The 22488-nt window shown below is 53.5% G+C and carries 22 protein-coding genes; 8 read left to right on the top strand and 14 right to left on the bottom strand.

What is annotated here, in order from left to right; genetic code table 11:
• The first annotated feature begins 48 nt into the window (after positions 1-48).
• Positions 49-957, top strand: coding sequence for a gluconeogenesis factor YvcK family protein (locus WH277_RS12690; protein WP_133841178.1), 909 nt, complete (start codon positions 49-51; stop codon positions 955-957).
• 638 nt (positions 958-1595) lie between these two features.
• On the opposite strand, the gene uvrB is transcribed toward WH277_RS12690, so the two are convergent.
• Complete coding sequence (gene uvrB, locus WH277_RS12685) at positions 1596-3620, bottom strand: excinuclease ABC subunit UvrB (RefSeq protein WP_133841179.1); 2025 nt, start codon at positions 3618-3620, stop codon at positions 1596-1598.
• Positions 3621-4534: 914 nt separating this feature from the next.
• Between uvrB and WH277_RS12680 the strand changes: the two genes are divergently transcribed.
• Complete coding sequence (locus WH277_RS12680; RefSeq protein ID WP_133841180.1) at positions 4535-5251, top strand: ABC transporter ATP-binding protein; 717 nt, start codon at positions 4535-4537, stop codon at positions 5249-5251.
• A gap of 84 nt (positions 5252-5335) precedes the next feature.
• Here the strand turns inward: WH277_RS12680 and bioD are convergent, their stop codons facing one another.
• Genes bioD through bioB form a run of 4 tightly spaced genes read right to left on the bottom strand, consistent with a single transcriptional unit; the run spans position 5336 to position 8921 of the window.
• The gene (gene bioD / locus WH277_RS12675) at positions 5336-6004 is read right to left on the bottom strand and encodes a dethiobiotin synthase (protein ID WP_212815937.1); all 669 of its coding nucleotides are present in this window, start codon (positions 6002-6004) and stop codon (positions 5336-5338) included.
• Positions 5997-6755: a malonyl-ACP O-methyltransferase BioC gene (gene bioC, locus WH277_RS12670; RefSeq protein ID WP_339505751.1), complete on the bottom strand. Its 759-nt coding sequence runs from the start codon at positions 6753-6755 to the stop codon at positions 5997-5999. The genes bioD and bioC overlap by 8 nt, the downstream gene beginning before the upstream one ends.
• Entirely contained in the window at positions 6739-7890 is a 1152-nt protein-coding gene (bioF, locus tag WH277_RS12665; RefSeq protein ID WP_339505750.1) for an 8-amino-7-oxononanoate synthase, read from the bottom strand. The genes bioC and bioF overlap by 17 nt, the downstream gene beginning before the upstream one ends.
• On the bottom strand, positions 7890-8921 hold the full coding sequence (bioB, locus tag WH277_RS12660; RefSeq protein WP_171149348.1) for a biotin synthase BioB: 1032 nt from the start codon (positions 8919-8921) through the stop codon (positions 7890-7892). Before bioB ends, bioF begins: the two co-directional genes overlap by 1 nt.
• Before the next feature lie 89 nt (positions 8922-9010).
• On the opposite strand from bioB, the gene bioA reads away from it, so the two are divergent.
• From bioA to WH277_RS12640, 4 genes are all read left to right on the top strand, one after another.
• Positions 9011-10297: an adenosylmethionine--8-amino-7-oxononanoate transaminase gene (gene bioA, locus WH277_RS12655; RefSeq protein ID WP_133841185.1), complete on the top strand. Its 1287-nt coding sequence runs from the start codon at positions 9011-9013 to the stop codon at positions 10295-10297.
• A gap of 90 nt (positions 10298-10387) precedes the next feature.
• A complete protein-coding gene (locus WH277_RS12650; protein ID WP_133841186.1) occupies positions 10388-11434 on the top strand; it encodes an NADP-dependent oxidoreductase in 1047 nt (348 codons plus the stop codon).
• Positions 11431-12111, top strand: a complete 681-nt coding sequence (locus WH277_RS12645) for a type 1 glutamine amidotransferase domain-containing protein (protein WP_339505749.1) — start codon at positions 11431-11433, stop codon at positions 12109-12111. The genes WH277_RS12650 and WH277_RS12645 overlap by 4 nt, the downstream gene beginning before the upstream one ends.
• 12 nt (positions 12112-12123) lie before the next feature.
• The gene (locus WH277_RS12640) at positions 12124-12600 is read left to right on the top strand and encodes a kinase inhibitor (protein WP_339505748.1); all 477 of its coding nucleotides are present in this window, start codon (positions 12124-12126) and stop codon (positions 12598-12600) included.
• A 70-nt stretch (positions 12601-12670) separates the two neighbouring features.
• Here the strand turns inward: WH277_RS12640 and ampC are convergent, their stop codons facing one another.
• Complete coding sequence (gene ampC, locus WH277_RS12635; RefSeq protein ID WP_212814422.1) at positions 12671-13786, bottom strand: class C beta-lactamase; 1116 nt, start codon at positions 13784-13786, stop codon at positions 12671-12673.
• Between the two features lie 134 nt (positions 13787-13920).
• Between ampC and ampR the strand changes: the two genes are divergently transcribed.
• Positions 13921-14799, top strand: a complete 879-nt coding sequence (gene ampR, locus WH277_RS12630) for a LysR family transcriptional regulator AmpR (RefSeq protein ID WP_212815932.1) — start codon at positions 13921-13923, stop codon at positions 14797-14799.
• 61 nt (positions 14800-14860) lie between these two features.
• On the opposite strand, the gene WH277_RS12625 is transcribed toward ampR, so the two are convergent.
• The 6 genes from WH277_RS12625 to pgl all read right to left on the bottom strand — a co-directional run bounded on the left by WH277_RS12625 (position 14861) and on the right by pgl (position 19761).
• Positions 14861-15325 (bottom strand): DUF943 family protein, encoded by a 465-nt coding sequence (locus WH277_RS12625; RefSeq protein ID WP_445235336.1) that lies wholly within the window; start codon positions 15323-15325, stop codon positions 14861-14863.
• Positions 15319-15783 carry a DUF943 family protein gene (locus WH277_RS12620; protein WP_339505746.1) on the bottom strand — a complete coding sequence of 155 codons (465 nt, stop codon included), beginning with the start codon at positions 15781-15783 and terminating at the stop codon, positions 15319-15321. The genes WH277_RS12625 and WH277_RS12620 overlap by 7 nt, the downstream gene beginning before the upstream one ends.
• On the bottom strand, positions 15767-16621 hold the full coding sequence (locus WH277_RS12615; protein ID WP_339505745.1) for a YPO3983 family protein: 855 nt from the start codon (positions 16619-16621) through the stop codon (positions 15767-15769). Before WH277_RS12615 ends, WH277_RS12620 begins: the two co-directional genes overlap by 17 nt.
• A gap of 461 nt (positions 16622-17082) precedes the next feature.
• Positions 17083-17544, bottom strand: a complete 462-nt coding sequence (locus tag WH277_RS12610; protein ID WP_339505744.1) for a DUF943 family protein — start codon at positions 17542-17544, stop codon at positions 17083-17085.
• Complete coding sequence (locus tag WH277_RS12605; RefSeq protein WP_339505743.1) at positions 17534-18379, bottom strand: YPO3983 family protein; 846 nt, start codon at positions 18377-18379, stop codon at positions 17534-17536. The genes WH277_RS12610 and WH277_RS12605 overlap by 11 nt, the downstream gene beginning before the upstream one ends.
• 389 nt (positions 18380-18768) lie before the next feature.
• Positions 18769-19761 (bottom strand): 6-phosphogluconolactonase, encoded by a 993-nt coding sequence (pgl, locus tag WH277_RS12600; protein ID WP_212813912.1) that lies wholly within the window; start codon positions 19759-19761, stop codon positions 18769-18771.
• A gap of 143 nt (positions 19762-19904) precedes the next feature.
• Between pgl and WH277_RS12595 the strand changes: the two genes are divergently transcribed.
• A complete protein-coding gene (locus tag WH277_RS12595; RefSeq protein WP_133841199.1) occupies positions 19905-20723 on the top strand; it encodes a pyridoxal phosphatase in 819 nt (272 codons plus the stop codon).
• Here WH277_RS12595 and modC read toward each other — a convergent pair whose 3' ends face one another.
• On the bottom strand, positions 20724-21782 hold the full coding sequence (modC, locus tag WH277_RS12590; protein ID WP_133841200.1) for a molybdenum ABC transporter ATP-binding protein ModC: 1059 nt from the start codon (positions 21780-21782) through the stop codon (positions 20724-20726).
• Entirely contained in the window at positions 21782-22471 is a 690-nt protein-coding gene (modB, locus tag WH277_RS12585) for a molybdate ABC transporter permease subunit (RefSeq protein WP_133841201.1), read from the bottom strand. The genes modC and modB overlap by 1 nt, the downstream gene beginning before the upstream one ends.
• Positions 22472-22488 lie beyond the last annotated feature (17 nt).

The raw sequence follows: 22488 nt of genomic DNA, 5'->3' as shown, positions 1-22488 counted from the left end.
GCGTAAAATAAGGCTCATAACAGTTTCATCACATGACGAATGGATATTATGCGAAATCGCACGTTAGCTGACCTCGACCGCGTGGTGGCATTAGGGGGAGGACACGGTCTGGGCCGTGTGATGTCCGCCCTTTCACCTTTGGGTTCCCGCCTGACCGGCATTGTCACCACCACCGATAACGGGGGTTCCACCGGGCGTATACGCCGCTCTGAAGGCGGTATCGCCTGGGGCGATATGCGTAATTGCCTGAATCAGCTGATCGCCGAACCGAGCGTTGCTTCCGCCATGTTTGAGTACCGTTTTGCCGGTAACGGTGAGCTGGCAGGGCATAACCTCGGTAACCTGATGCTGAAAGCCCTCGATCACCTCAGCGTCAGGCCGTTTGAAGCTATCAATCTGATCCGCAATTTGCTGAAGGTGGATGCATTCCTGATCCCGATGTCCGAGCAGCCGGTTGACCTGGTGGCGCTGGATGAAGAAGGCCATCTGATATACGGCGAAACTGAAATTGATCAGATGATACAACCGCCGCAGGAGCTGATGCTCGCGCCCAAAGTCAGCGCCACGCGTGAAGCGGTGGAGGCCATTGGCGAAGCTGACCTGATCCTGATTGGTCCGGGCAGTTTTTACACCAGCCTGATGCCCGTTCTGCTGCTGCCTGAGATTGCTCAGGCCCTGCGCCGCACGCCGGCCACGATGGTGTTTATTGGTAATCTCGGGAAAGAACTCAGCCCGGCGGCCGCGAAGCTGACGGTCACCGATAAGCTGGCCATGATGGAGAAGGCGATAGGCAAACGTGTGATTGATGCGCTGGTGCTGGGGCCAAAGGTCGACAGCAGCCAACTCGACGGGCGACTGATCATTCAGGAACCGCTGGAGGCCGGAGATATTCCGTATCGCCACGATCGCCAGTTGCTACGTATGGCGCTGGAGCACGCAGTGCAGGCAATGGTGTAAAGACGGGGCGACCGGAAAAATTAATGTCTGATCATTCGGCTTCAGGTCTGAGGCCAGTTTGAGCACGCCGGATCGGCAACTGCCGCATCCATGCGGGCCTCGGCACGCGGCGTCCCTGCCGCGTGACGTCCGGCTTACCTCAAACTGGCCCCATCCCCGCAGAACGTCTGCTCGCTGTAGGTATTACAACCCCCACCATGTGACAGTCTCTGCGGATTGATTTGAATCAGGATTTTGGATCTTGGTTTTGACCTGGATTTTGACGTTGAGGCGGCATTCAGCAGCGCTGAGGAAGCGCAGTGAACCAGGACGAACCGCCAGGACGGCGGTGAGAGTGAGAGCCGGCACAGGGATGTGCCGTCACGACTGCTCCATCGGTGAACGATGCTTGCGAAGGTATCCACGCAGTGGACGCAGCGCCTGCCGCAAAGCCCGGGCCCCCCGGGCGGCGGCGACTGGCCGCCCTGGGTCGCTCAGCCCGCGCAGCGGGAAAGCGAAACGCCCTTGACGTTGACCTGAACCATCGTGCAGGCCCGCGTCACTGGCCGACCGGAAAAGAAGGTGGCTGCAAATAATGCAGGTCTTGTTTTGTGGGGATCCCTCAGGGGTCGCCCCTACAGAATCGGGTCAGCCCAACGCTAGGATGCCGCGATAAACAGCTCGCGCACCTTGTGTAGCTGATCGCGTACCTGGGCGGCCTCTTCGAACTCCAGATTCTGTGCATGCTTTTGCATTTGAGCTTCCAACTGGTGGATGCGTTTCTGCAATCCACCCGGCGACAGATCAACATACTCAGGATCGTCTTCCACAATGCTGCGCCCTTTCATGCTGCGCACCTTCGCTTTGTTCTTCGCCAGCCCCTGGCCCAACTCCAGAATGTCCGCGATTTTCTTATTCAGGCCCTGCGGTACAATGCCGTTTTCCAGGTTGTGCTGCTCCTGCTTTTCACGACGCCGTTCCGTTTCACTGATCGCACGTGCCATAGACGGCGTGATTTTATCACCGTAGAGGATCGCCTTACCGTTAAGGTTACGCGCCGCGCGGCCAATGGTCTGGATCAGTGAGCGTTCAGAGCGCAGGAAGCCCTCTTTATCCGCATCGAGGATTGCCACCAGCGACACTTCGGGCATATCCAGCCCTTCACGCAGCAGGTTAATCCCCACCAGCACATCAAACTCACCGAGGCGCAGGTCGCGGATAATCTCCACGCGCTCCACGGTATCGATATCTGAGTGCAGGTACCGCACCCGCTCGCCGTGTTCTTCCAGATACTCGGTGAGATCCTCTGCCATACGTTTGGTCAGCACCGTGACCAGCACGCGCTCGTTTATCACCACGCGTTTACGGATCTCAGACAGCAGATCGTCGACCTGCGTCCCTACCGGGCGCACCTCAATGGTCGGGTCAAGCAAGCCGGTGGGACGCACCACCTGATCCACTACGTCCCCACCCGATTTCTCCAGCTCATAGTTGCCAGGAGTCGCGGACACATAGATGGTTTGCGGCGCCAGCGCTTCAAACTCTTCAAATTTCATCGGGCGGTTATCCAGCGCTGATGGCAGGCGGAAACCGTACTCGACCAGCGTCTCTTTACGCGCCCGGTCGCCGCGATACATCCCGCCGATTTGTGGGATCGTCACGTGGGATTCATCAATGACCAGCAGGCCATCGGCGGGCAAATAGTCAAACAGCGTAGGCGGTGCCTCACCAGGACCACGCCCGGAAAGATAGCGGGAGTAGTTTTCAATGCCCGAGCAGTAACCCAGCTCGTTCATCATCTCCAGGTCAAACTGGGTTCGCTGGCTGATTCGCTGCTCTTCCAGCAGCTTATTGTTAGCCAGCAGCACCTGTTTACGGTCAACCAGCTCCACTTTGATCTCTTCCATCGCCTGCAGAATGCGCTCACGCGGGGTCACATAGTGGGTTTTGGGGTAGATGGTATAACGCGGCACCACCGAGTCAATCTGCCCGGTTAGCGGATCGAAAATGGATAAGCGTTCGACTTCTTCATCAAACAGCTCAATGCGCAGCGCATAGTCGTCAGACTCTGCCGGGAAGATATCGATGACTTCACCGCGCACGCGGAACGTGCCGCGCTGGAAAGCCTGGTCATTGCGGGTGTATTGCAGCTCGGCAAGACGACGCAGGATCGCGCGCTGGTCAATAACCATGCCACGTGACAGGTGCAGCATCATTTTCAGATAGAGGTCCGGGTCACCCAGGCCGTAAATTGCTGACACTGAGGCCACCACAATCACATCGCGCCGTTCGAGCAGGGCTTTGGTGGCAGAAAGACGCATCTGCTCAATGTGTTCGTTTACCGAGGCATCTTTTTCGATAAAGGTGTCAGAACTGGGGACATAGGCTTCAGGCTGGTAATAGTCGTAGTAAGAGACAAAGTACTCCACCGCGTTATCAGGGAAGAACTCTTTCATCTCGCCGTAAAGCTGTGCCGCCAGCGTCTTATTGGGTGCCAGTACCATCGTCGGTCGATTGAGATCGGCAATCACGTTGGCAATCGTAAAGGTTTTACCTGATCCGGTTACGCCCAATAACGTTTGATGCGCCAGGCCATCTTCCAGCCCCTCTTCCAGGCGGCGAATCGCTTCCGGCTGATCGCCAGAAGGTTTGAAATCGGAGTTGAGTTTAAACACTTTGCTCATAACAGGCTACCTGATGAAGAGGGACGCGAACCGGACTGTAATTCTACTCTGCCGTGACGATTTTGCCAGCAAAAAAGGCTGGATAAAATCCCAGGTATTTTTCATACTGCTTCAAAGAAACGCAAAGCCGCACTTTTGCCGCCCGGTGCGCAAACGTATGCGGAAAGTGTCTGAAAGGCTTATCCCCAGATAGTTTAGCCTTTTAACATTTGTCAATAGCCGCCCGCCAAAAGCGCTGATGGATCAACCCAGGATTTTTACCTGTATTGATTTTAAATAAACAATTGATTTAACTATAGTTTATCAATAAGCCGAGTTTCACACCAACCCGAGCCAAAGCCGCGTCCGCTCTCGCATTGCGCAGGTTTTCAGACGTTAATGCACAAGGTTATCCACAGGAATAGTGGATAACTGTTTTCAGCGCCTGACCCGTCTGATGTGTATAAATCGTCCCCACGCTCCCATCTGACCGCCAAATATTTTTTTTTGCTTTTTTTTCGTCACGCAAAGGGGGCAGCAGCAAGGATAAACGGGCAACTTATGCACCGTTTTGAGCCACGTGCGCCTGTCGAATTATCACCTCACATTTTCGGCTCTGCTATTTTACATGGCAGTTGCACCATGACCGTTTCACCTGCGGCACTGGCCCGGTGCAGCGCGCGGTTGACCACGAGAAATTGTTTAGCGCCGCTCACCAATACCTGCCGTCAATGTTACCACTTTGTGTATTTTTGGCCTTTTTCCGAACTGGCCTGCTATTTGCAAGCTATATCAGTACCGCCTCACGCTTTCATCACACCAAAGCGAAAAGCGCAAAGCCGCGGGCATTTTTATCAATGCCGGACTGTTTGCCTGACGACAAAGAGCGTAAGCAAAACAGGTGCGATCGATAACTGTCTGAAGGAGAGTGTCAGATGCTCAGTTTACGTTCTATTAATCAATTTTATGGGCAAAACCACATTCTGTGGGACGTTGACCTGGATCTGCAACCGGGCACCTGCACCGGCATTATCGGCCAGCCGGGAATGGGTAAAACCACGCTGGTGAACTGCATTATGGGACACCTGCCCATCAACAGCGGTTCCATGATCTGGCAGGAAGATAACGGCCCGCCGCAGGATCTGTTACTGCAACCGGTAGAGAAACGCGCGTCGCTGGGCATTGGCTATGTGCCGCAAGGGCGCCAGATTTTTTCGCAGATGACCATTGAAGAGAACCTGCAAATTGCCCTACTGGCAGGGGCAGGTATGGAGCGCCACCGCGCAATCCCGCCGATGGTTTACGATCTGTTTCCGGCGCTTTACTCTCTGCGCCATCAGCGCAGCGGCGAGCTGCCGATTGGCCAGCAACAGCAACTGGCGCTGGCACGTGCGCTGGTACTGCAACCGAAGCTGCTGATTCTGGATGAGCCGACGGAGGGGATGTCACCCTGGCTGGAAGAGGAGATGGGCAATCTGATCCATCGTCTGAATCACGACTTCGGCATGACGATTCTGTTGCTGGAGCAGCGCCTGTCGTTTATTCGCCGCGTGGCCGATTACTTCCTGCTGCTGCATCGCGGGCGCAATGTCGCCCATGGCAAAGTTGCCCAACTGGATGACAGCATGGTGAATACATGGCTGACGGTGTAATGACGACGGGTCGACCGGAAAAAAGGGGCTCCCCCTACAGGATATCGTAGGGGCGGCCCCTGTTTTCTGGTCCGCCAGTCAGCCTCAAGGTAGCGTAATAAAACGCCCTAAATCCTCTCTCCCCTGCCCGGTCAGATGCGGGATTTCACCCAGTAACGGTGCGGGTATACGTTGTTTCAGCGTAGCCAGATATTCCTGATGCCGTTGACCCGGCGGCTGAATACCGTTCGCAATCCATCCTGCCAGTGATAAACCGGCAGACTGTACCGCCAGTACGGTCAGCAGCGCATGGTTGATACATCCCAGCTTCATCCCCACCACCAGAATCACCGGCAGCTGCATCTGCTGCACCCAATCGGCAAACGTCAGGGTGTCCGACAGCGGCGTAAACCAGCCACCCGCCCCCTCCGTCAGCACCCAATCCGCCTGCTGTGCCACCGCATCAAGCCCGTCAGAAAGCTGCTGTGCAGTAATCGTCCGCTGCTCCACGGCACTGATAATATGCGGTGAGGTCGGTTCAACAAAGGCCAGCGGATTCACCACATCGTAGGGTAGCCTGACCGCGCTGTTACGTTGCAATGCCAGAGCATCTTCATTACGAATCCCTTCCGGGGTGATCTCACTGCCGGAGGCAACTGGCTTATAGCCTGCGCAGCGATAGCCCGCGGCCCGTGCCGCCTGGAGTAACGCACAGCTGGCCACGGTTTTTCCCACTTCAGTATCCGTTCCGGTCACAAACCAGCGTTTATTCACGTTCCATCACTCCTGAAACCAGTTGATAACTGAGCAGGCAACCGCGCACATCACGCGGCCAGACCTGTTCAAGCTGTTGCAGCTGTCCACGGCTAAGCGGCCGTTCTTCGCGGCCCTGATGCAGATGGGTGGCACCGATGCCTTTTAAGGAACGAAGCAGACTCAGGACATCCGGGAAGGCCAGCGTCAACGTGTAAGGGGTCAGCGTCAGTGCACTGCCCGCCGCCGCCTGTTCAATCCTGCTCAGGCTGGCAAACGCGTTAACCGGCGCCGCCCGTCCGAGCACCTGCCAGGCCTGCTGCACTTCAGCAAGTGACCCGGCTGCAAGCGTAGAGAACAGCACCTGACCGCCCGGTTTCGTCACCCGTTGCAGCTCACGCAGCGCTTGTGATAAATCGCTGCACCACTGAACGGCCAGATTGCTCCAGCAGCGATCAAAGCGGGCATCGGCAAACGGCAGCGCCTCGATATCGCCGGGCTGGTAATGGTCCGCAGCGTGGCTGTTCGCTGCCTGCTGAAGCATTTTTTCCGACAGATCCAGTGCCGTGACCTGATGCCCGGCAGCACGCCAGCGCTGGCTGAACCAGCCGGTGCCACAGCCAGCATCCAGCACCTGCAGCGTGTGACCGGGGCGTGCCAGCGCCATCAGGTGTTCACCGCACTGACGCTGAAGATCCGCATGTTGGTTATAGCAGTGTGCTGCGCGCCCGAAGGCTGCCGCTACGGCCTGCTTATCAACGGTTTGCTGCATGGAGAGCCTCCAGAAGCCGATCGATATCCTCCGTGCGATGAGCCGCACTGAGAGTAATACGCAGACGTGACGTCCCCGGCGGCACGGTGGGGGGGCGGATGGCGCTGACCCAGCAGCCGCGTTCACGCAGCCGCTGCGACAATGTCAGCGCCGCCTGTTCATCACCGACCATCAGGGGCTGGATGGCACTGTCGGAGGATGCCAGTGACCAGGGCAAACCAGCCGCCTGCTGGCGGAAGTAGTGAATGTTGGCCGACAGCTGCTCGCGCAGACCCTCGCCTTGCCGGATACAGCCGAGGGCCGCCTGCAGTGCGCAGACCTGCGCAGGCGGCATCGCGGTGCTGTAAATCAGGTGACGGGCAAACTGCAGCAGGTACTCGGCAGTGTCCTCATTGCACAGCACCGCTGCGCCGCTGACACCAAAGGCTTTGCCGAAGGTGACAATAAGCAGCTCCGGTTTCACCCCCTGCTGCCAGCAGCTGCCGCGCCCGTGCTCGCCGCAGACGCCGATACCGTGCGCATCATCCACCAGCAGCCAGCCGCCCTGTGCCAGAGAGAGCTGATGCAGTTCTGCCAGCGGGGCACGGTCGCCGTCCATACTAAAAATCCCCTCCGTCACAACCAGCGTTTCGCCGTTGGCAGGCAGAACCAGCAGCTGCGCCAGTGCCGACGACTGATTATGCGCGAAGCGCCGCAGCGTCGCCGGGCTAAGGCTGGCGGCTTCAAGCAACGAGGCATGGCACAGCTTATCGGCGAAGATCCGGTCATTTTTCGCCATCATCGCCGTGACAACAGCCTGGTTCGCCGCAAATCCTGAAATAAACAGTAATCCGCGATCGTATCCCAGCCAGTCGGCCAGCTCACTTTCCAGTGCGGCCTGAGGGGCGCGATAGCCGGTCACATGCGCCGAACCGCCTGCGCCAACGCCATAGCGCGCAGCGCCCTGCTGCCATGCGCTGATGATGCGGGCATCGTGGCTTAATCCGAGGTAATCATTCGCTGAGAAGTTCAGATAGTCCTGCCCCGCCACCCGCAGGCTGCGTGCATCCCCTTGCTGGCTAGGGTGGCGCTGGCGGTACTGCCCGCTGCTGCGCCGGGCGGTCAGTGCCTGTTCAATACGCTGTGACCAGCTCATTACAGCGCCGCGTTGTAGAACAGGTCGGTATCCGCAGTCATCAACTGGGCTGCCAGCGCCTGTTGCTGCTCGTTATCCCCGCTTTCCGTCTCCGTATGCTGCGGGTTCAGGCCCAGCTTGCGGAACAACACCCGGTCTTTGTCCTCTTCCGGGTTTGGCGTGGTCAGCAGCTTGCAGCCGTAGAAAATCGAATTGGCTCCGGCCATAAAGCACATCGCCTGGGTTTGCTCGCTCATCTGCTCACGCCCGGCAGAGAGGCGCACATGGGAACGCGGCATCATGATGCGCGCCACCGCAATGGTGCGTACAAAATCGAAGGGATCGACGTCATCGTTATCCGCCAGCGGGGTGCCTTTGACTTTGACCAGCATATTGATTGGCACGCTCTCCGGCGGGGTTGGCAGGTTGGCCAGCTGCACCAGCAGGCCAGCACGATCGCTGACTGTTTCTCCCAGCCCGACGATGCCACCGGAACAGACTTTGATCCCGGCATCGCGCACTTTGCCCAGCGTATCCAGTCGCTCCTGATAGCTACGGGTGGTGATGATGCTGCCGTAAAACTCCGGCGAGGTATCCAGGTTATGGTTATAAAAATCCAGCCCGGCATGCGCCAGTCGCTGCGCCTGCTGCTCGCTCAAGGTGCCCAGCGTCATGCAGGTCTCCATCCCCATCGCTTTTACCCCCTGCACCATCTGCTCCAGGTAAGGCATATCGCGCTCGTGCGGGTTTTTCCATGCGGCGCCCATGCAGAAGCGTCCGGATCCGGCGGCCTTGGCTTTACGCGCTGAACTGAGCACCTCCTCCACTTCCATCAGGCGTTCGGAGGTTAGCCCGGTTTTATAACGCGAGCTTTGCGGACAGTATTTACAGTCTTCGGGGCAGGCCCCGGTTTTGATCGACAGCAGCGTGCTGACCTGCACCTGACGCGGATCAAAGTACTGGCGATGGATTTGCTGCGCCTCAAACATCAGTTCGAGAAAAGGTTTATCAAACAGCGCCTGTGCCTGAGAAAGGGTCCAACGAGTTGCCATTGCTTGCTCCAAAAAAGTCTGTCATTTGTCTTCACGGCCTGGTTATACTTGTAAACTAAATTTTTTATTTTTTGTTTACAAGTGATTTTATGACCCCTGACGATCTCGCCTTTGACCGTGAGCATATCTGGCACCCTTACACCTCCATGAGCCAGCCGCTTCCCTGCTACCCGGTGGTCGCTGCCGCTGGCACCTCGCTGGAACTGGCGGATGGCCGCCAGCTGGTGGACGGCATGTCCTCGTGGTGGGCGGCGATCCACGGCTACAACCATCCGCGCCTTAACCAGGCGTTACAGACGCAGATGGCGCAGATGTCCCATGTGATGTTCGGCGGCGTCACACATCCGGCGGCGGTTGCGCTGTGCCGTCGTCTGGTGGCGATGACGCCACAGAATCTGACGTGCGTATTCCTGGCAGACTCGGGGTCCGTCGCCGTTGAAGTGTCGATGAAAATGGCCTTGCAGTACTGGCAGGCGAAGGGAGAAAAACGCCAGCGTTTCCTCACCCTGCGTAACGGCTATCATGGCGATACCTTTGCGGCGATGTCGGTGTGCGACCCGCAAAACTCGATGCACAGCCTGTATCAGGGCTATCTGCCGGAACATCTTTTTGCACCTGCGCCGCCGCGTTTCGATCAACCGTGGCAGGCACAAGATGCCAATGAGCTGGAATCGTTGATTGTTGAGCATCATCGCCAGCTGGCGGCGGTGATCCTCGAACCTATCGTGCAGGGTGCAGGCGGCATGCGCTTTTATCATCCGCGCTATCTGCAACGGGTGCGTGAGCTGTGTGACCGCTATCAGCTGTTGCTGATCGCCGATGAGATCGCGACCGGATTTGGCCGTACCGGCAAATTGTTCGCCTGTGAACATGCGGCCATCAGCCCGGACATTCTCTGCGTGGGGAAAGCGCTGACCGGCGGCACCATGACGCTCTCAGCAGCCCTGACGACACGCCAGGTGGCAGACACCATCAGCAACGGCGCCGCCGGTTGCTTTATGCACGGTCCAACGTTTATGGGCAATCCGCTGGCCTGCGCCGTGGCATCAGAGAGCCTGGCAATATTGCAGGAGAACCACTGGCAGGCGCAGGTGGCAAACATTGAGCGACAGCTACGCACGGCACTGTTGCCCTTGAGCACACAGCCGGAAGTGGCCGATGTGCGGGTGCTGGGGGCGATTGGCGTGGTGGAGACGCACAGAAGCGTCAATATGGCGGCGATGCAGCAGTTCTTTGTTGAACAGGGTGTGTGGATCCGCCCGTTCGGGCGATTGATTTATCTGATGCCGCCTTACGTGATCACTTCACAGGCGCTGACACAGCTTACGGACGCCGTCAGTGCCGCTATAGCACATCCTGCCCTGTTTAATTGTTAACAATGGAGGCAGTCTCCAGGCAGCCGTCAGCGTGATGCGCTACGCTTTTATCAGGTTTTGCGCGGCCTGCTGCCGCAAACAGGAGATAACATGCCACAAGATAAACAGACCAACCGTCGGCTGCTGCTGGCCTCTCGTCCGCACGGCGCACCGACTACGGCGAATTTCCGCCTCGAGGCACAGCACGTTCCTGAACCCGCTGCCGGACAGGTGCTGTTGCGCACTGTCTGGCTGTCGCTCGACCCTTATATGCGTGGACGCATGAGCGATGCCCCTTCCTATGTGCCACCCGTCGCCCTTAATGAGGTGATGTGTGGCGGAACCGTATCGATTGTTGAGCGCTCTGAGCACGCAGATTTTGCCGCCGGGGACTGGGTGCTGAGTTACAGCGGCTGGCAGGATTTCGCGATCTCCAGCGGAGAAGAGCTGGTGAAACTCAGCGGCCCGGTGCTGAAGCATCCATCCTGGGCGCTGGGAATGCTCGGGATGCCGGGCTTTACCGCCTATATGGGACTGCTGGATATCGGTAATCCCCAGGCGGGAGAAACCGTGGTGGTCGCCGCCGCGACAGGTGCCGTTGGCTCCCTCGTTGGCCAGATTGCCAAACTGAAAGGCTGCCATGTGGTGGGCATTGCAGGCGGTGCGGAGAAATGCCGCTACGCCGAAGACGTGCTGGGCTTTGATCGCTGCCTCGATCACCGTGATGACAACCTGGCCGAACAGCTGAGCCGTCATTGCGCCGATGGCATTGACGTCTATTTCGAAAGCGTTGGTGGCAAGGTGTTTAATGCCGTGCTCCCGCTGATGAACACCAAAGGACGCATTCCGGTCTGTGGCCTGATTGCCGACTATAACAGCACCGGGCAGCACGCCGGATCGGACCGCCTGCCGCTGCTGCAAAGCGCCATCCTGAAAAAACGCCTGCGCGTTGAGGGCTTTATCATTACTCAGGATTATGGCCACCGCTTTGATGAGTTCTTCCGCCAGATGAGCCAGTGGGTGGCTGAAGAGCGCCTGGTATTCCGTGAAGATATTATCGACGGGCTGGATAATGCGCCGGAGGCGTTTATCGGTATGCTGGAAGGGAAAAACTTCGGCAAGTTGGTGGTGCGTGTGGCAGGAGATAAACCCTCATGAAGTTATTAATGGTATTAACCTCGCACGATAAACTGGGCGATACCGGCCATAAAACCGGTTTCTGGCTGGAAGAGTTTGTTGCGCCTTATTATGTTTTCCGTGATGCCGGGATCACCGTAGAGCTGGCTTCTCCGCTGGGCGGACAACCCCCGCTCGATCCGGTCAGCGACGAGCCGGATGCACAAACCCGCGACACCGAACGTTTCCGCAGTGACGTGGAGGCACAGCAGGGGCTGGCCCATACGCAACGTCTGGATGCTATCGATGCCAGCCAGTTTGATGCGGTGTTCTATCCTGGCGGGCACGGCCCGCTGTGGGATCTGGCCGAGAATGCCGACAGTATTCAGCTGATCGAAACGCTGTTTGCTCATGGCAAACCGGTGGGCACCGTCTGTCATGCGCCGGGCGTACTGCGTCATACCAAAAAACCCGATGGCACGCCCATCGTTGCCGGGAAACGGGTGACCGGGTTTACCAACAGCGAAGAAGCCGCCGTTGGCCTGACGAATGTGGTACCTTTTCTGGTCGAGGACGAGCTGAAGAAGCTTGGCGGTCAGTTTGAACACACTGATAACTGGGGTGTTTATGTGCTGACCGATGGCCACCTGGTCACCGGACAAAATCCGGCCTCTTCCGCAGCGGCGGCAGAAGAGCTGCTGAAGCTACTACACCAATAAATGGGGGATGACATGAAATTAAGCAGCCAGAATTTTAACGACGGAGACAAGTTGCCGGAACGCCAGGTGCTGAACGCCATGGGTTACCAGGGTGATAATCTGTCGCCACATCTGGCCTGGGACGATGTTCCCGCAGGGACAAAAAGTTTTGTGGTCACCTGTTACGATCCTGATGCCCCTACCGGTTCTGGCTGGTGGCACTGGGTGGTAGCTAACCTGCCCGCCGACACGCGTGAACTTACCGAAGGTGCCGGTTCCGGCAAAGTCGATTTGCCAACGGGTTCAGTGCAAACGCGCACGGACTTCGGCAGCGCGGGCTACGGCGGCGCGGCCCCGCCTAAAGGTGAATCCCACCGCTATATCTTCACCGTTCATGCCATTGACGTTGAAGTGCTGGAAGTGGATGAGAACGCCAGCGGTGCGTTGGTAGGCTTTAACGTGCACTTCCATTCACTGGGCAGTGCATCCATAACGGCGATGTATGCCTAATTCACGTTAAAATCTAATGTTGAAAGAGGCGGGGGCGTTTCCCTTCCGGCACAATGCCCCCGCCTCACTATTACTCTAAAGCTTTGACTATTTGCATGGCGACTTTTACCCGCAAGGTATTGGGATAGTTTTTATTCGCCAGCATGACAATACCGATCTGTTTTTGCGGGATAAAGGCAACATAGGCTCCAAAGCCCCCTGTAGCGCCCGTTTTGTGTACCCATGATGCCTTCACCCGTGGATGCGATTGCGCATCCCGCACCTGCTGGGGCCCCAGAGCCACCGGACTATCAGCGCCTCTGATGGCCAGTGTTGACTGTTCTGGCCAGTCAAGCATCTCCCAGCCAAGTCCCTGATATAACGCATCAGTGCGATAATAACGCGTCTGGGCAAGTGCCAACCCCTGCTGCAATGTCTTATCCCCAACCTGTTCAGGATTCATATTGGCCTGCATCCAGCGCAACATATCTTTTATGGACGACTTCACACCGTAGGATTCTGCATCCAGCATGCCAGGCGATACGCGGACGGGTTTCCCATCGCGATAACCCCACGCATAAGCATTTTCGCTGGCTTCTGGTACGGTAATAAATGTGTGTGTGAGTTTTAGCGGCGTCAATACACGCTGCTGCATCGCCTGTTCAAAGGAGAGTCCCGTTGGCTTGACCGCGAGCATACCAAAAAGTCCGATACTGCTATTCGCATACTGCCGCGTCTCTCCCGGAGCCCACTGAGGTTGCCACTGTTGATAGAAGTTTTTCAGCCTGTCTTCATCCGTAACGGCATCCGGAACCTGGAGGGGCAAGCCACCTGCCGTATACGTTGCCAGTTGTAGTAGCGTAATATTGCGCCACTGAGGAAGATTAAGTGCCGGCCAGTATTGACTGGCACGATCGTTCAGCGCGATCTCACCTTTTGCCACCGCCACGCCCCCCAGCACACCGGTGAACGTTTTACTCACCGAACCCAGTTCAAAAAGGGTGTCCTGAGTCACCGGGAGATGCTGCTCTTTATCTGCCATACCCCAGGTAAAATAGTAAGGTTTGCCTTTTACCAGGACCGCCACTGCCATACCCGGAATGTTTTGCTGATCGATAAGGGGTTTAATCGCCTGGCTGACCGTTGTTTCCACATCAGGAGCCGCCACGGCACCCAATGAGTATGCCGATGCCAGTACAGCCACCATCACAGCCTGAGAACGTAATTTCACTGTTTCTAACCTTCCATATTCTTGAACAGCAGTCAGTTTGACGGGTTTGACAATCAGCAACAAACTGTTAATTTTTACACCTGATAAAAGAAAATCTTACAGGTAAATCCGTGACCCGTCCTTACATCCCTCTCAATGCGCTAAGAGCGTTTGAAGCAGCTGCGCGCCATCTAAGTTTTACTAATGCAGCAGTTGAACTGAATGTAACGCATGCGGCCGTGAGCCAGCAGGTAAAGTCGCTTGAGCAGCAGTTGGGTTGCTCGTTATTTATCCGTGTTGCTCGCGGTCTGATGCTGACCACGGAAGGCGAGAATTTGTTACCGGTCTTAAACGAATCTTTTGATCGTATTGCCAATACGCTGGACCGTTTCTCTGCGGGTAAGATGCGCGAAAAATTAAAAGTGGGGGTGGTTGGGTCCTTTGCTACTGGTTTGCTGTTGCCGCGCCTGGAGGATTTCAACCACCGTCATCCGCATATTGAGCTGCAACTGTCCACACACAATAATCGGGTTGACCCCGCAGCCGAAGGTCACGATTACACCATCCGCTTCGGTAGCGGTGCCTGGCACGGCACCGAGGCGACGTTAATTTGTGATGCCCCGTTTTCACCGCTCTGTCATCCCACGATAGCCCGTCAGTTACAGCAACCGGCGGACGTGCATAAATTTACGCTGTTGCGGTCATTTCGTCGTGACGAGTGGAGCCACTGGTTGCACAGTCTTAACGAACTCCCACCTTCTCCCTCACATCCGGTGATGATTTTCGACTCTTCGCTGACGATGATCGAGGCTGCCTTGTTGGGAGCGGGCATTGCGCTGGCACCAGTTAAGATTTTTCATCACCTGCTACAAACGGAGAAAATTGTTCGCCCTTTTGACGCTGAAATCCACCTTGGAGGCTATTGGCTGACACGGTTACAGTCCCAGCCAGAAAGTGAGGCAATGACGATGTTTTCCGACTGGCTTAACAGGCAGTTTAAAGAGAGTTAATGAGGAGTAAGCGGACCTGCCAGATGATCCCCCACAGAATCAATGCTCCTGGCCAATATGATTACTCCTGGCGCTTTCTTTTTACGATCAGACCATTATCCTGAAGGATGTAAACCCCACCACTTACGGTAAAATCTGTTACATTGTATTTATTTCGACCAACCGTAATCAGTTTGTTTTTATCAATACAGTTTTTCGGTGGGTGCATATCTTCAAAACATAATCGGTCATACTTACCCTCTTCTTTATACCCTTTATCGAAATCCCAGAATACAACATGATATCCGCCATCCTCATCAGGTTTAGGGATATTATACTTCTCTTTTAATACCTCTTTATTTTTCAACCACCAGTCCATTTTTCCCGTATCAGTAAGAGGATAGTCTTTAACTAAAACATCACTGTAACTACCGCTCTGATGAATGGCAATAATTTTCACTGGCCGAGACCATAACCATAATAAGCACCCAACAAAAAAAACCACCACCAACATAATTGCTCTTATTTTCTTAGACATGATTACCAGTTTCGTTTTGTTTTGACGACTTCCCCGTTGTTATCTATAGTATAGATATCCTCACCAGCACTGAAGTCTGTGATGTCATCTTTATAGTGATTAACAATCATCAATGCATTTTTATCAACGCAGTTTTTGGGTGAATTCATATCATCAAAGCATAGACGATCATATTTACCTTCTTCTTTATAGCCATCACCAAAACCCCACAATATAACTTTATAGTTTCCATTTTCATCAATAACAGGGATGTTATACTTAGTTTTTAACACATCTTTATGTTTAATCCACCACTCTATTTTTCCTTTATCAGTCAAAGGGTACTGATTCACCAAGATAATACTACTACTGTTCATCTGATGAACGGCGATTACTTTTACTGGCCGACACCACAGCCATAATAAGGTAACAGCAAAAACCATCGCTGCCAGTGTAAAAAACAATATTTTTTTAGGTTTTTTTAACATTACGTTCACCTGTAATCTCAATAGTAGTTTCCATATTGGTCATAAACGGTTTAAAGGCAAACTTGCTATAGCGTTGAAGGACAAACCAGATACGAAACAAGCGAAATTGCCTGAACTTCCAATCCAGCACATCCTGGTTATCCAACCCAAAATGGTCCTGAATTTTATAGTGTATGACAGCGCGAAAACGATTACCCTCTACCCTTAGCGATTTAATGCTGATCTGGGTCGCCCAGGTATCATGCACACTAATCCCCATTCCATTGAATCTGTCCTCGATACGGTCAAATTTTGGAAGTATGCTCTCATTTATAGCATCGGTAAGTTTTTCTTTTAAATTTAACGGAAGAAAGCCACTTTCCCAGTCAATATTTATCGAAATAGCTTTCTGTAATAAAATACGTGAACTGCTTGTTGTTGAAATATCAGTCAGTATCTGCTGTCGCAATGCAGCATCTAACCTCGAACTGCTAAAATCCAGACCTTTTTTATGCTGCATATGGGTGATCATCTCAATGATGTTATCCCGATAGGGACCGTAAAAAGAGAATAATTTTGCGCACTCACGGAACTCATCAAACAGAATATTGATGCACTCTTGTTTGCTAATCGACTCCGCCTTCCAGGCGGATGAGGCTGCAGGATAGGTGGTAGGCACTTGCTGGTGCTTTTTTCGTGCCAGCGTCCAGGGATCTACCCTGTCAGAGACAGTTGCAAGGCCAAAATCTCTTTTCAGCTGTTCCGCGCTTAAATCACCGCAGCACATATCGTTAGCGCCGAAGTCATCCATGCGCTTCTTAGTGGTGAAAATGGTGCAGGGGAAAGATAATGCCGACATTGAAAACGCTCCTTGTGTTGAAAAATAGTCATCCTGACGCTGACTTTCTGTCAGTTCTCATGCGGCATCAGAGAAAGTGTCATTCAGTTGCCGACAACGTAATTTATCGATCACCGTCTGTGTTTCCAAATTAATATGATGATAAAAACCAAAAGTGCAGCACAGATCATAGTTATTGATAAATAGTAAAAATACGAATAGTAACAGGAGGTGTCAACACCTGACCCATTACAGCTAGTTATAATAAACCTCTATAAAAACCATAGACAACAGAAAAAACATTCTTTCTTTAATTAAAATCAACAACCTCCATTCAATTAGATTTTATTCTCACACTATCATCCTGATGAACAGCGACAATCTTCATTGCCCGACACCACAGCCATAACATGGCCCCAGAGAATACAATAACCATCAGTAGGATAAGCACTCTTTTTTTAATCAACTTTAAAAACATTATCTTAATCCGATTTTCTTTTTACGATGAGGCCATTGTCCTGAAGGATGTAAACTCCATCATCAAGTGTGAAATCTGTAACGTTGTATTTATCGCGACTAACGGTCATCATCGCATTTTTATCCACACAGTTTTTGGGCGGTTTCATATCCTCAAAACAAAGACGATCGTATTTATCCAACTCTTTATATCCCTCGTCAAAATCCCACAATGTTACATGATATCGTCCCTGCTTATCTAGTTTGGGTATATTATACGTCTCCTTTACCATTTCTTTATTTTTTAACCACCATTCCATTTTCCCTGCATCAGTAAACGGATAATTTTTTACTAATACGATGCTATAACTACCACTCTGATGAACGGCGATTATTTTTACTGGACGACACCATAACCATAATATGTAACCACCAATAATCATGATTATCAGAACCATGAGCTTTCTTTTTTTAGAACTATTTAACATTACGCTCACCTGTAATCTCAATGGTAGCTTCCATATTGGTCATAAACGGTTTAAAGGCAAAATTACTGTAACGCTGAAGGACAAACCAGATACGGAATAAATTGAAATTCCTGTATTTCCAGTTTTGGATATCCTGGTTATCCAAGCCAAAATGGTCCTGAATTTTATAATGCACAACAGCGCGAAAACGATTGCCGTCTATTCTTAGCGACTTAATACTGATCTGGGTGGCCCAGGTATCATGCACGCTAATTCCCATACCGTTAAACCGATCCTGAATGCGATCAAACTTTGGAAGTCTACCTTTGAATATCGCATCTGTAAGTTCATTTTTCTCATTTGAAGGATAGTAACCATTTTCCCAATCAATATTTTTTATTAACGTTTTTTGTAATAACAACCGTGAACTATTTTCGTTTGATTGATCAGTCAGTATTTGTACTCTCAATGCCGAATCCAGCCTCGAACTGCTAAAATCCAGACCCTTCTTATGCTGCATATGGGTGATCATCTCAATGATGTTATCCCGATAGGGACCGTAAAAAGAGAATAATTTTGCGCACTCACGGAACTCATCAAACAGGATATTGATGCACTCCTGTTTGCTAATCGACTCCGCCTTCCAGGCGGATGAGGATGCAGGATAAGTGGGCACTTGCTGGTGCTTTTTTCGTGCCAGCGTCCAGGGATCAACCCTGTCAGAGACAATTGCAAGGCCAAAATCTCTTTTCAGCTGTTCCGCGCTTAAATCACCGCAGCACATGTCATTGGCGCCGAAGTCATCCATACGTTGCTGGGTGGTAAAAATGTTACAGGGAAAAGATAATGCGGACATTGAAAACATTCCTTGTTTTTAAAAATAGTCATCCTGACGCTGACTTCCTGTCAGTTCTCATGCGGCATCAGAGAAAGTGTCATTCAGTTGCCGACAACGTAATTTATCGGTCGCAGTCAGTACATCCTAATTAATATGAGGATAAAAACCAAAAGTGCAGCATAGATCATAATTATTGAGAAATGGTAAAAATACGATTGGAAAAAAATATGCTACTTTTCGTTATGGTTATTTTGACTCAACCCTCTTCATTATTATCTGAGTCCGTTACGCTAAGCGGTAATCAATCATCTTTAATAATGCTTCATGTTATCTCTCTCAGACCAATAAAAAAGGCCAGCCAGAATATGGCCGACCCTTGATATTTACTGACTGAAAAATTAACGCGATTAATCCAGCTGGTGAACCACCACCCACATTGGTCCCTGCCCTACCGCATAGCGTGCCAGCGGTTGTAACAGGCCACGGTCGGCTGTGATTTTATACACTTCGATATGGTGCGACTTCTGCCCTGCTGCCACCAGGTACTGGCCGCTATGGTCGATGTTGAAACCACGTGGCTGCGTTTCCGTAGGCTGATGGCCTTCAACGGTCAGGGTTGCGCCCTCGGTGCTGATGCTGAACGCGGTAATAATGCTGGCGGTACGGTCGCAACTGTACAGATGACGGCCATCCGGCGTGATATGAATATCGGCCGCCCAGCGGGTATCGCTGAAACCTTCCGGCATCATATCCAGGCTCTGTACTTTCTCCACTTCATCTTTACTGATATCCCAGACGTCAACCGTGCTGTCCAGTTCATTCACGCAGTAGGCGTAACGCTGGTTAGGGTGGAACACCATATGGCGCGGACCGGCCCCTTTGGTGGTGTTCAGCTCAGACTGCGCTCGCGGCGTCAGTTCGCCGCTGTCAGACAGGCTGAACAAGGCGATACGGTCCTGCTTCAGCGCCGGAACAAACAGTGTCTGATTGGTCAGATCGATATTGGCGGAATGACAGCCTTCCAGACCGTTCACAATCTGCGTTGGTGCACCCGGCAGGCCATCAGCGCCAATCGGGCTGACGCTGACGAAGGCATCGTTATAAGAGCCGACGAAAATGAAGCGCCCCTGGCGGTCGGTAGAAATATGCGTCGGGCTGCCTGTCAGCGGTGCATGGCCCGCTTCTTTCAGTTTACCTTCGGCATCAATACGATAGGCAACCACGCGGAAATCCGGGCGCACGCCGACATAGAGAAACTTTTTGTCCGGGCTAACCACCATCGGCTGCACCTGGCCTGGGGCATCAACCACCTGCAACAACGTCAGTGCGCCGTCATCATTCAGCTGCCAGGCGTGGATCTGATGGCTCTCAGGGCTGGCGGTATAAACAACTTGTTTCATGAATGCTCCTTGTTCTGAACGGGAAATCGGTAAGTGGCTTTTCTCTTCATCTTCGGATGATGCTTTCTCTCTGTGCCGCCAGTTTTGTGGCTGGCGTCACAAGGTGTACACTTATTGACTTCTTTTGAGCCACGGGAACTGTTATGAGCTATCGCATCATCGCCCTCGATCTGGACGGCACGCTGTTAACCCCTTCCAAAACCATACTGCCAGAATCACTGGAAGCGCTCAAAAAAGCGCAACAGGCCGGCATAAAAATCCTGATCGTGACGGGTCGCCATCATGTGGCCATCCATCCTTTTTATCAGGCACTGGCGCTGGATACACCTGCAATCTGCTGTAATGGCACTTATTTGTATGATTATCAGGCAAAAACAGTCTTGCAAAGTGACCCGTTGCCCAAAGAACAGGCGCTGCGCGTGATTGAGATGCTCGACACCGCGGGGATCCACGGTCTGCTTTACGTCGATGATGCGATGCTGTACCAGACAGAAACCGGCCATGTGACGCGCACCATTAACTGGGGGCTTTCACTGCCTGAAGCCCAGCGTCCGACATTCTTGCAGGTCAATAGCCTGGCAGATGCGGCAAGAAATGCGCAGTCGATCTGGAAATTTGCCCTGTCTCATGCAGACACCACAGCGCTGCAACAGTTCGCTGAAAAGGTCGAAGCCGAGATGGGCCTGGCCTGTGAATGGTCATGGCATGATCAGGTGGATATCGCCAAAGCGGGCAACAGCAAGGGTAAACGACTGGCGCAATGGGTGGCCGCCAACGGTTACCAGATGAGTGACGTGATCGCTTTTGGCGATAACTATAACGACCTCAGTATGCTGGAAACCGTGGGGTTAGGCGTGGCCATGGGCAACGCCGACGAAGCCATTAAAGCGCGGGCAAAACGCGTGATTGGCACCAATCTGGAAACCGGGATTGCCGACACTCTCTATCAGGAAGTGCTGTAATCAGGTGGTGATCGACACGCTTTTGATTTGAGCAAACAGCCACATATTCGGTTTTATCATCAGTTCATCGCGAGCCCAGGGCGTGATACGCGCCCATAGCTCGCTTTGCCCCACCAGCAGCTTCACTTCCACCTGGTTATCAATCTCCAGCAGTTCAGCCACCTGCGCCGGGATGACGTTGCGGATGCTACTGTTCACCGGTGGCTTGAGCACCAGCGATACATCGGCGGCCTGGATACGGATACGTAACGGCGTGCCCGCCGGGGAATCCACCCGATTCACCCAGATATGCTGATCGCCCAGCGACAGCGCCGTCATCTGATAATGCGGATGCTGTTCCAGCACCTGCACGCGCAGAATGCTGCTCTGATCACTTCTTGGCAGCCACGGACGCATGGCGCTGCTGGCCCAGACTCTCTCCAGTGCACCAAACGCTTTTACCTTCCCCTGATCGAGCACCATGACGTTATCGGCCAGATGCAGCAGTTCATCCAGGCTGTGGCTGACATAGAGGATTGGCGTAGAAACCTGGCGCGCCAGCGTTTGCAGCCAGGCCAGCAGTTCGCGCTTACGCGGTAAGTCGAGGGACGCCAGGGGTTCATCCATCAGCAACATGTCCGGGGCGGTCAGCAGCGCCCGGCCAATGGCAACGCGCTGTTTCTCACCACCGGATAATGACCACGGAAAACGATCGAGCAGGGATTCAAGCCCCAGCAGTTTGACCAGTGCATCGAACTGCGGGCGCATGCTTTTTACCATGCCGTATTCCAGATTACCGCGCACCCGATAGTGCGGGAACAGGCGGGCATCCTGAAAGACATAACCAATACGCCGCTGCTCCGGCGGTAACCAGATGCCGGTGGCCGTATCACTCAGCACCCGATCGTTCAGCGTAATGCTGCCCTGCTGCGGTACGGTTAGCCCGCCAATGGCATTGATTAGTGAGGTTTTTCCCGCACCGGATACGCCAAAAATGGCCGTGACACCGCTGGCAGGCAGACTGGCCTTTACCGTCAGGGTGTGGTCGCCCTGCTGTTGAGTAAAATCGAGGATCAGCATCAGAGCCCTAAACGCTTACGACCCCAACGGGTCAGCCATTCGGAAAGGAGCAGGGAAACCAGCGCCAGCAGGATGGCGATCACGCACAGGCGCGCTGTCGCCCCTTCGGCCCCCGGCGTTTCAATCAGGGTATACATGGCAGAAGGCAGCGTACGGGTTTCGCCCGGAATATTGGAAACAAACGTAATGGTGGCGCCAAACTCGCCCAGCGATCGGGCAAAACCCAGCACCGTACCGGCAATAATACCCGGCAGCGTAAGCGGCAGGGTAATGGTGAAAAAGACCCGCCAGCGCCCGGCCCCGAGGGTACGTGCTGCCTGTTCGAGTTTGGTATCCACGGCCTCCAGCGCCAGACGGATAGCGCGCACCATCAGCGGAAAAGCAATCACCGCTGAGGCCAGTGCGGCACCGCGCCAGCTAAAGGCAAAACTGAAGCCGAACCAGTCATAAAGATATTCGCCAATAAAGCCGCGACGCCCGAATCCCAGCAGCAGCAAATAGCCCACCACCACCGGTGGCAGCACCAGCGGTAGATGGATAATGCTGTCGAGCAGGGTTTTTCCAGGGAACTGACGGCGCACCAGTAGCCATGCCATCAGGATCCCAAAAGGCAGACTACAGGCGACTGCGACCAGGGAAACTTTAAGACTCAGCGCTACGGCCTGCCATTCAGGATCGCTTAAAAACATCGTTTTAACCTTTATCT

It is taken from the genome of Erwinia sp. MYb416, from assembly GCF_037479575.1.
Lineage (GTDB): Bacteria > Pseudomonadota > Gammaproteobacteria > Enterobacterales > Enterobacteriaceae > Erwinia > Erwinia rhapontici.
The sequence above is the reverse complement of the archived record's forward strand: the minus strand, read 5'-3'. Positions and strand labels throughout refer to the sequence as shown.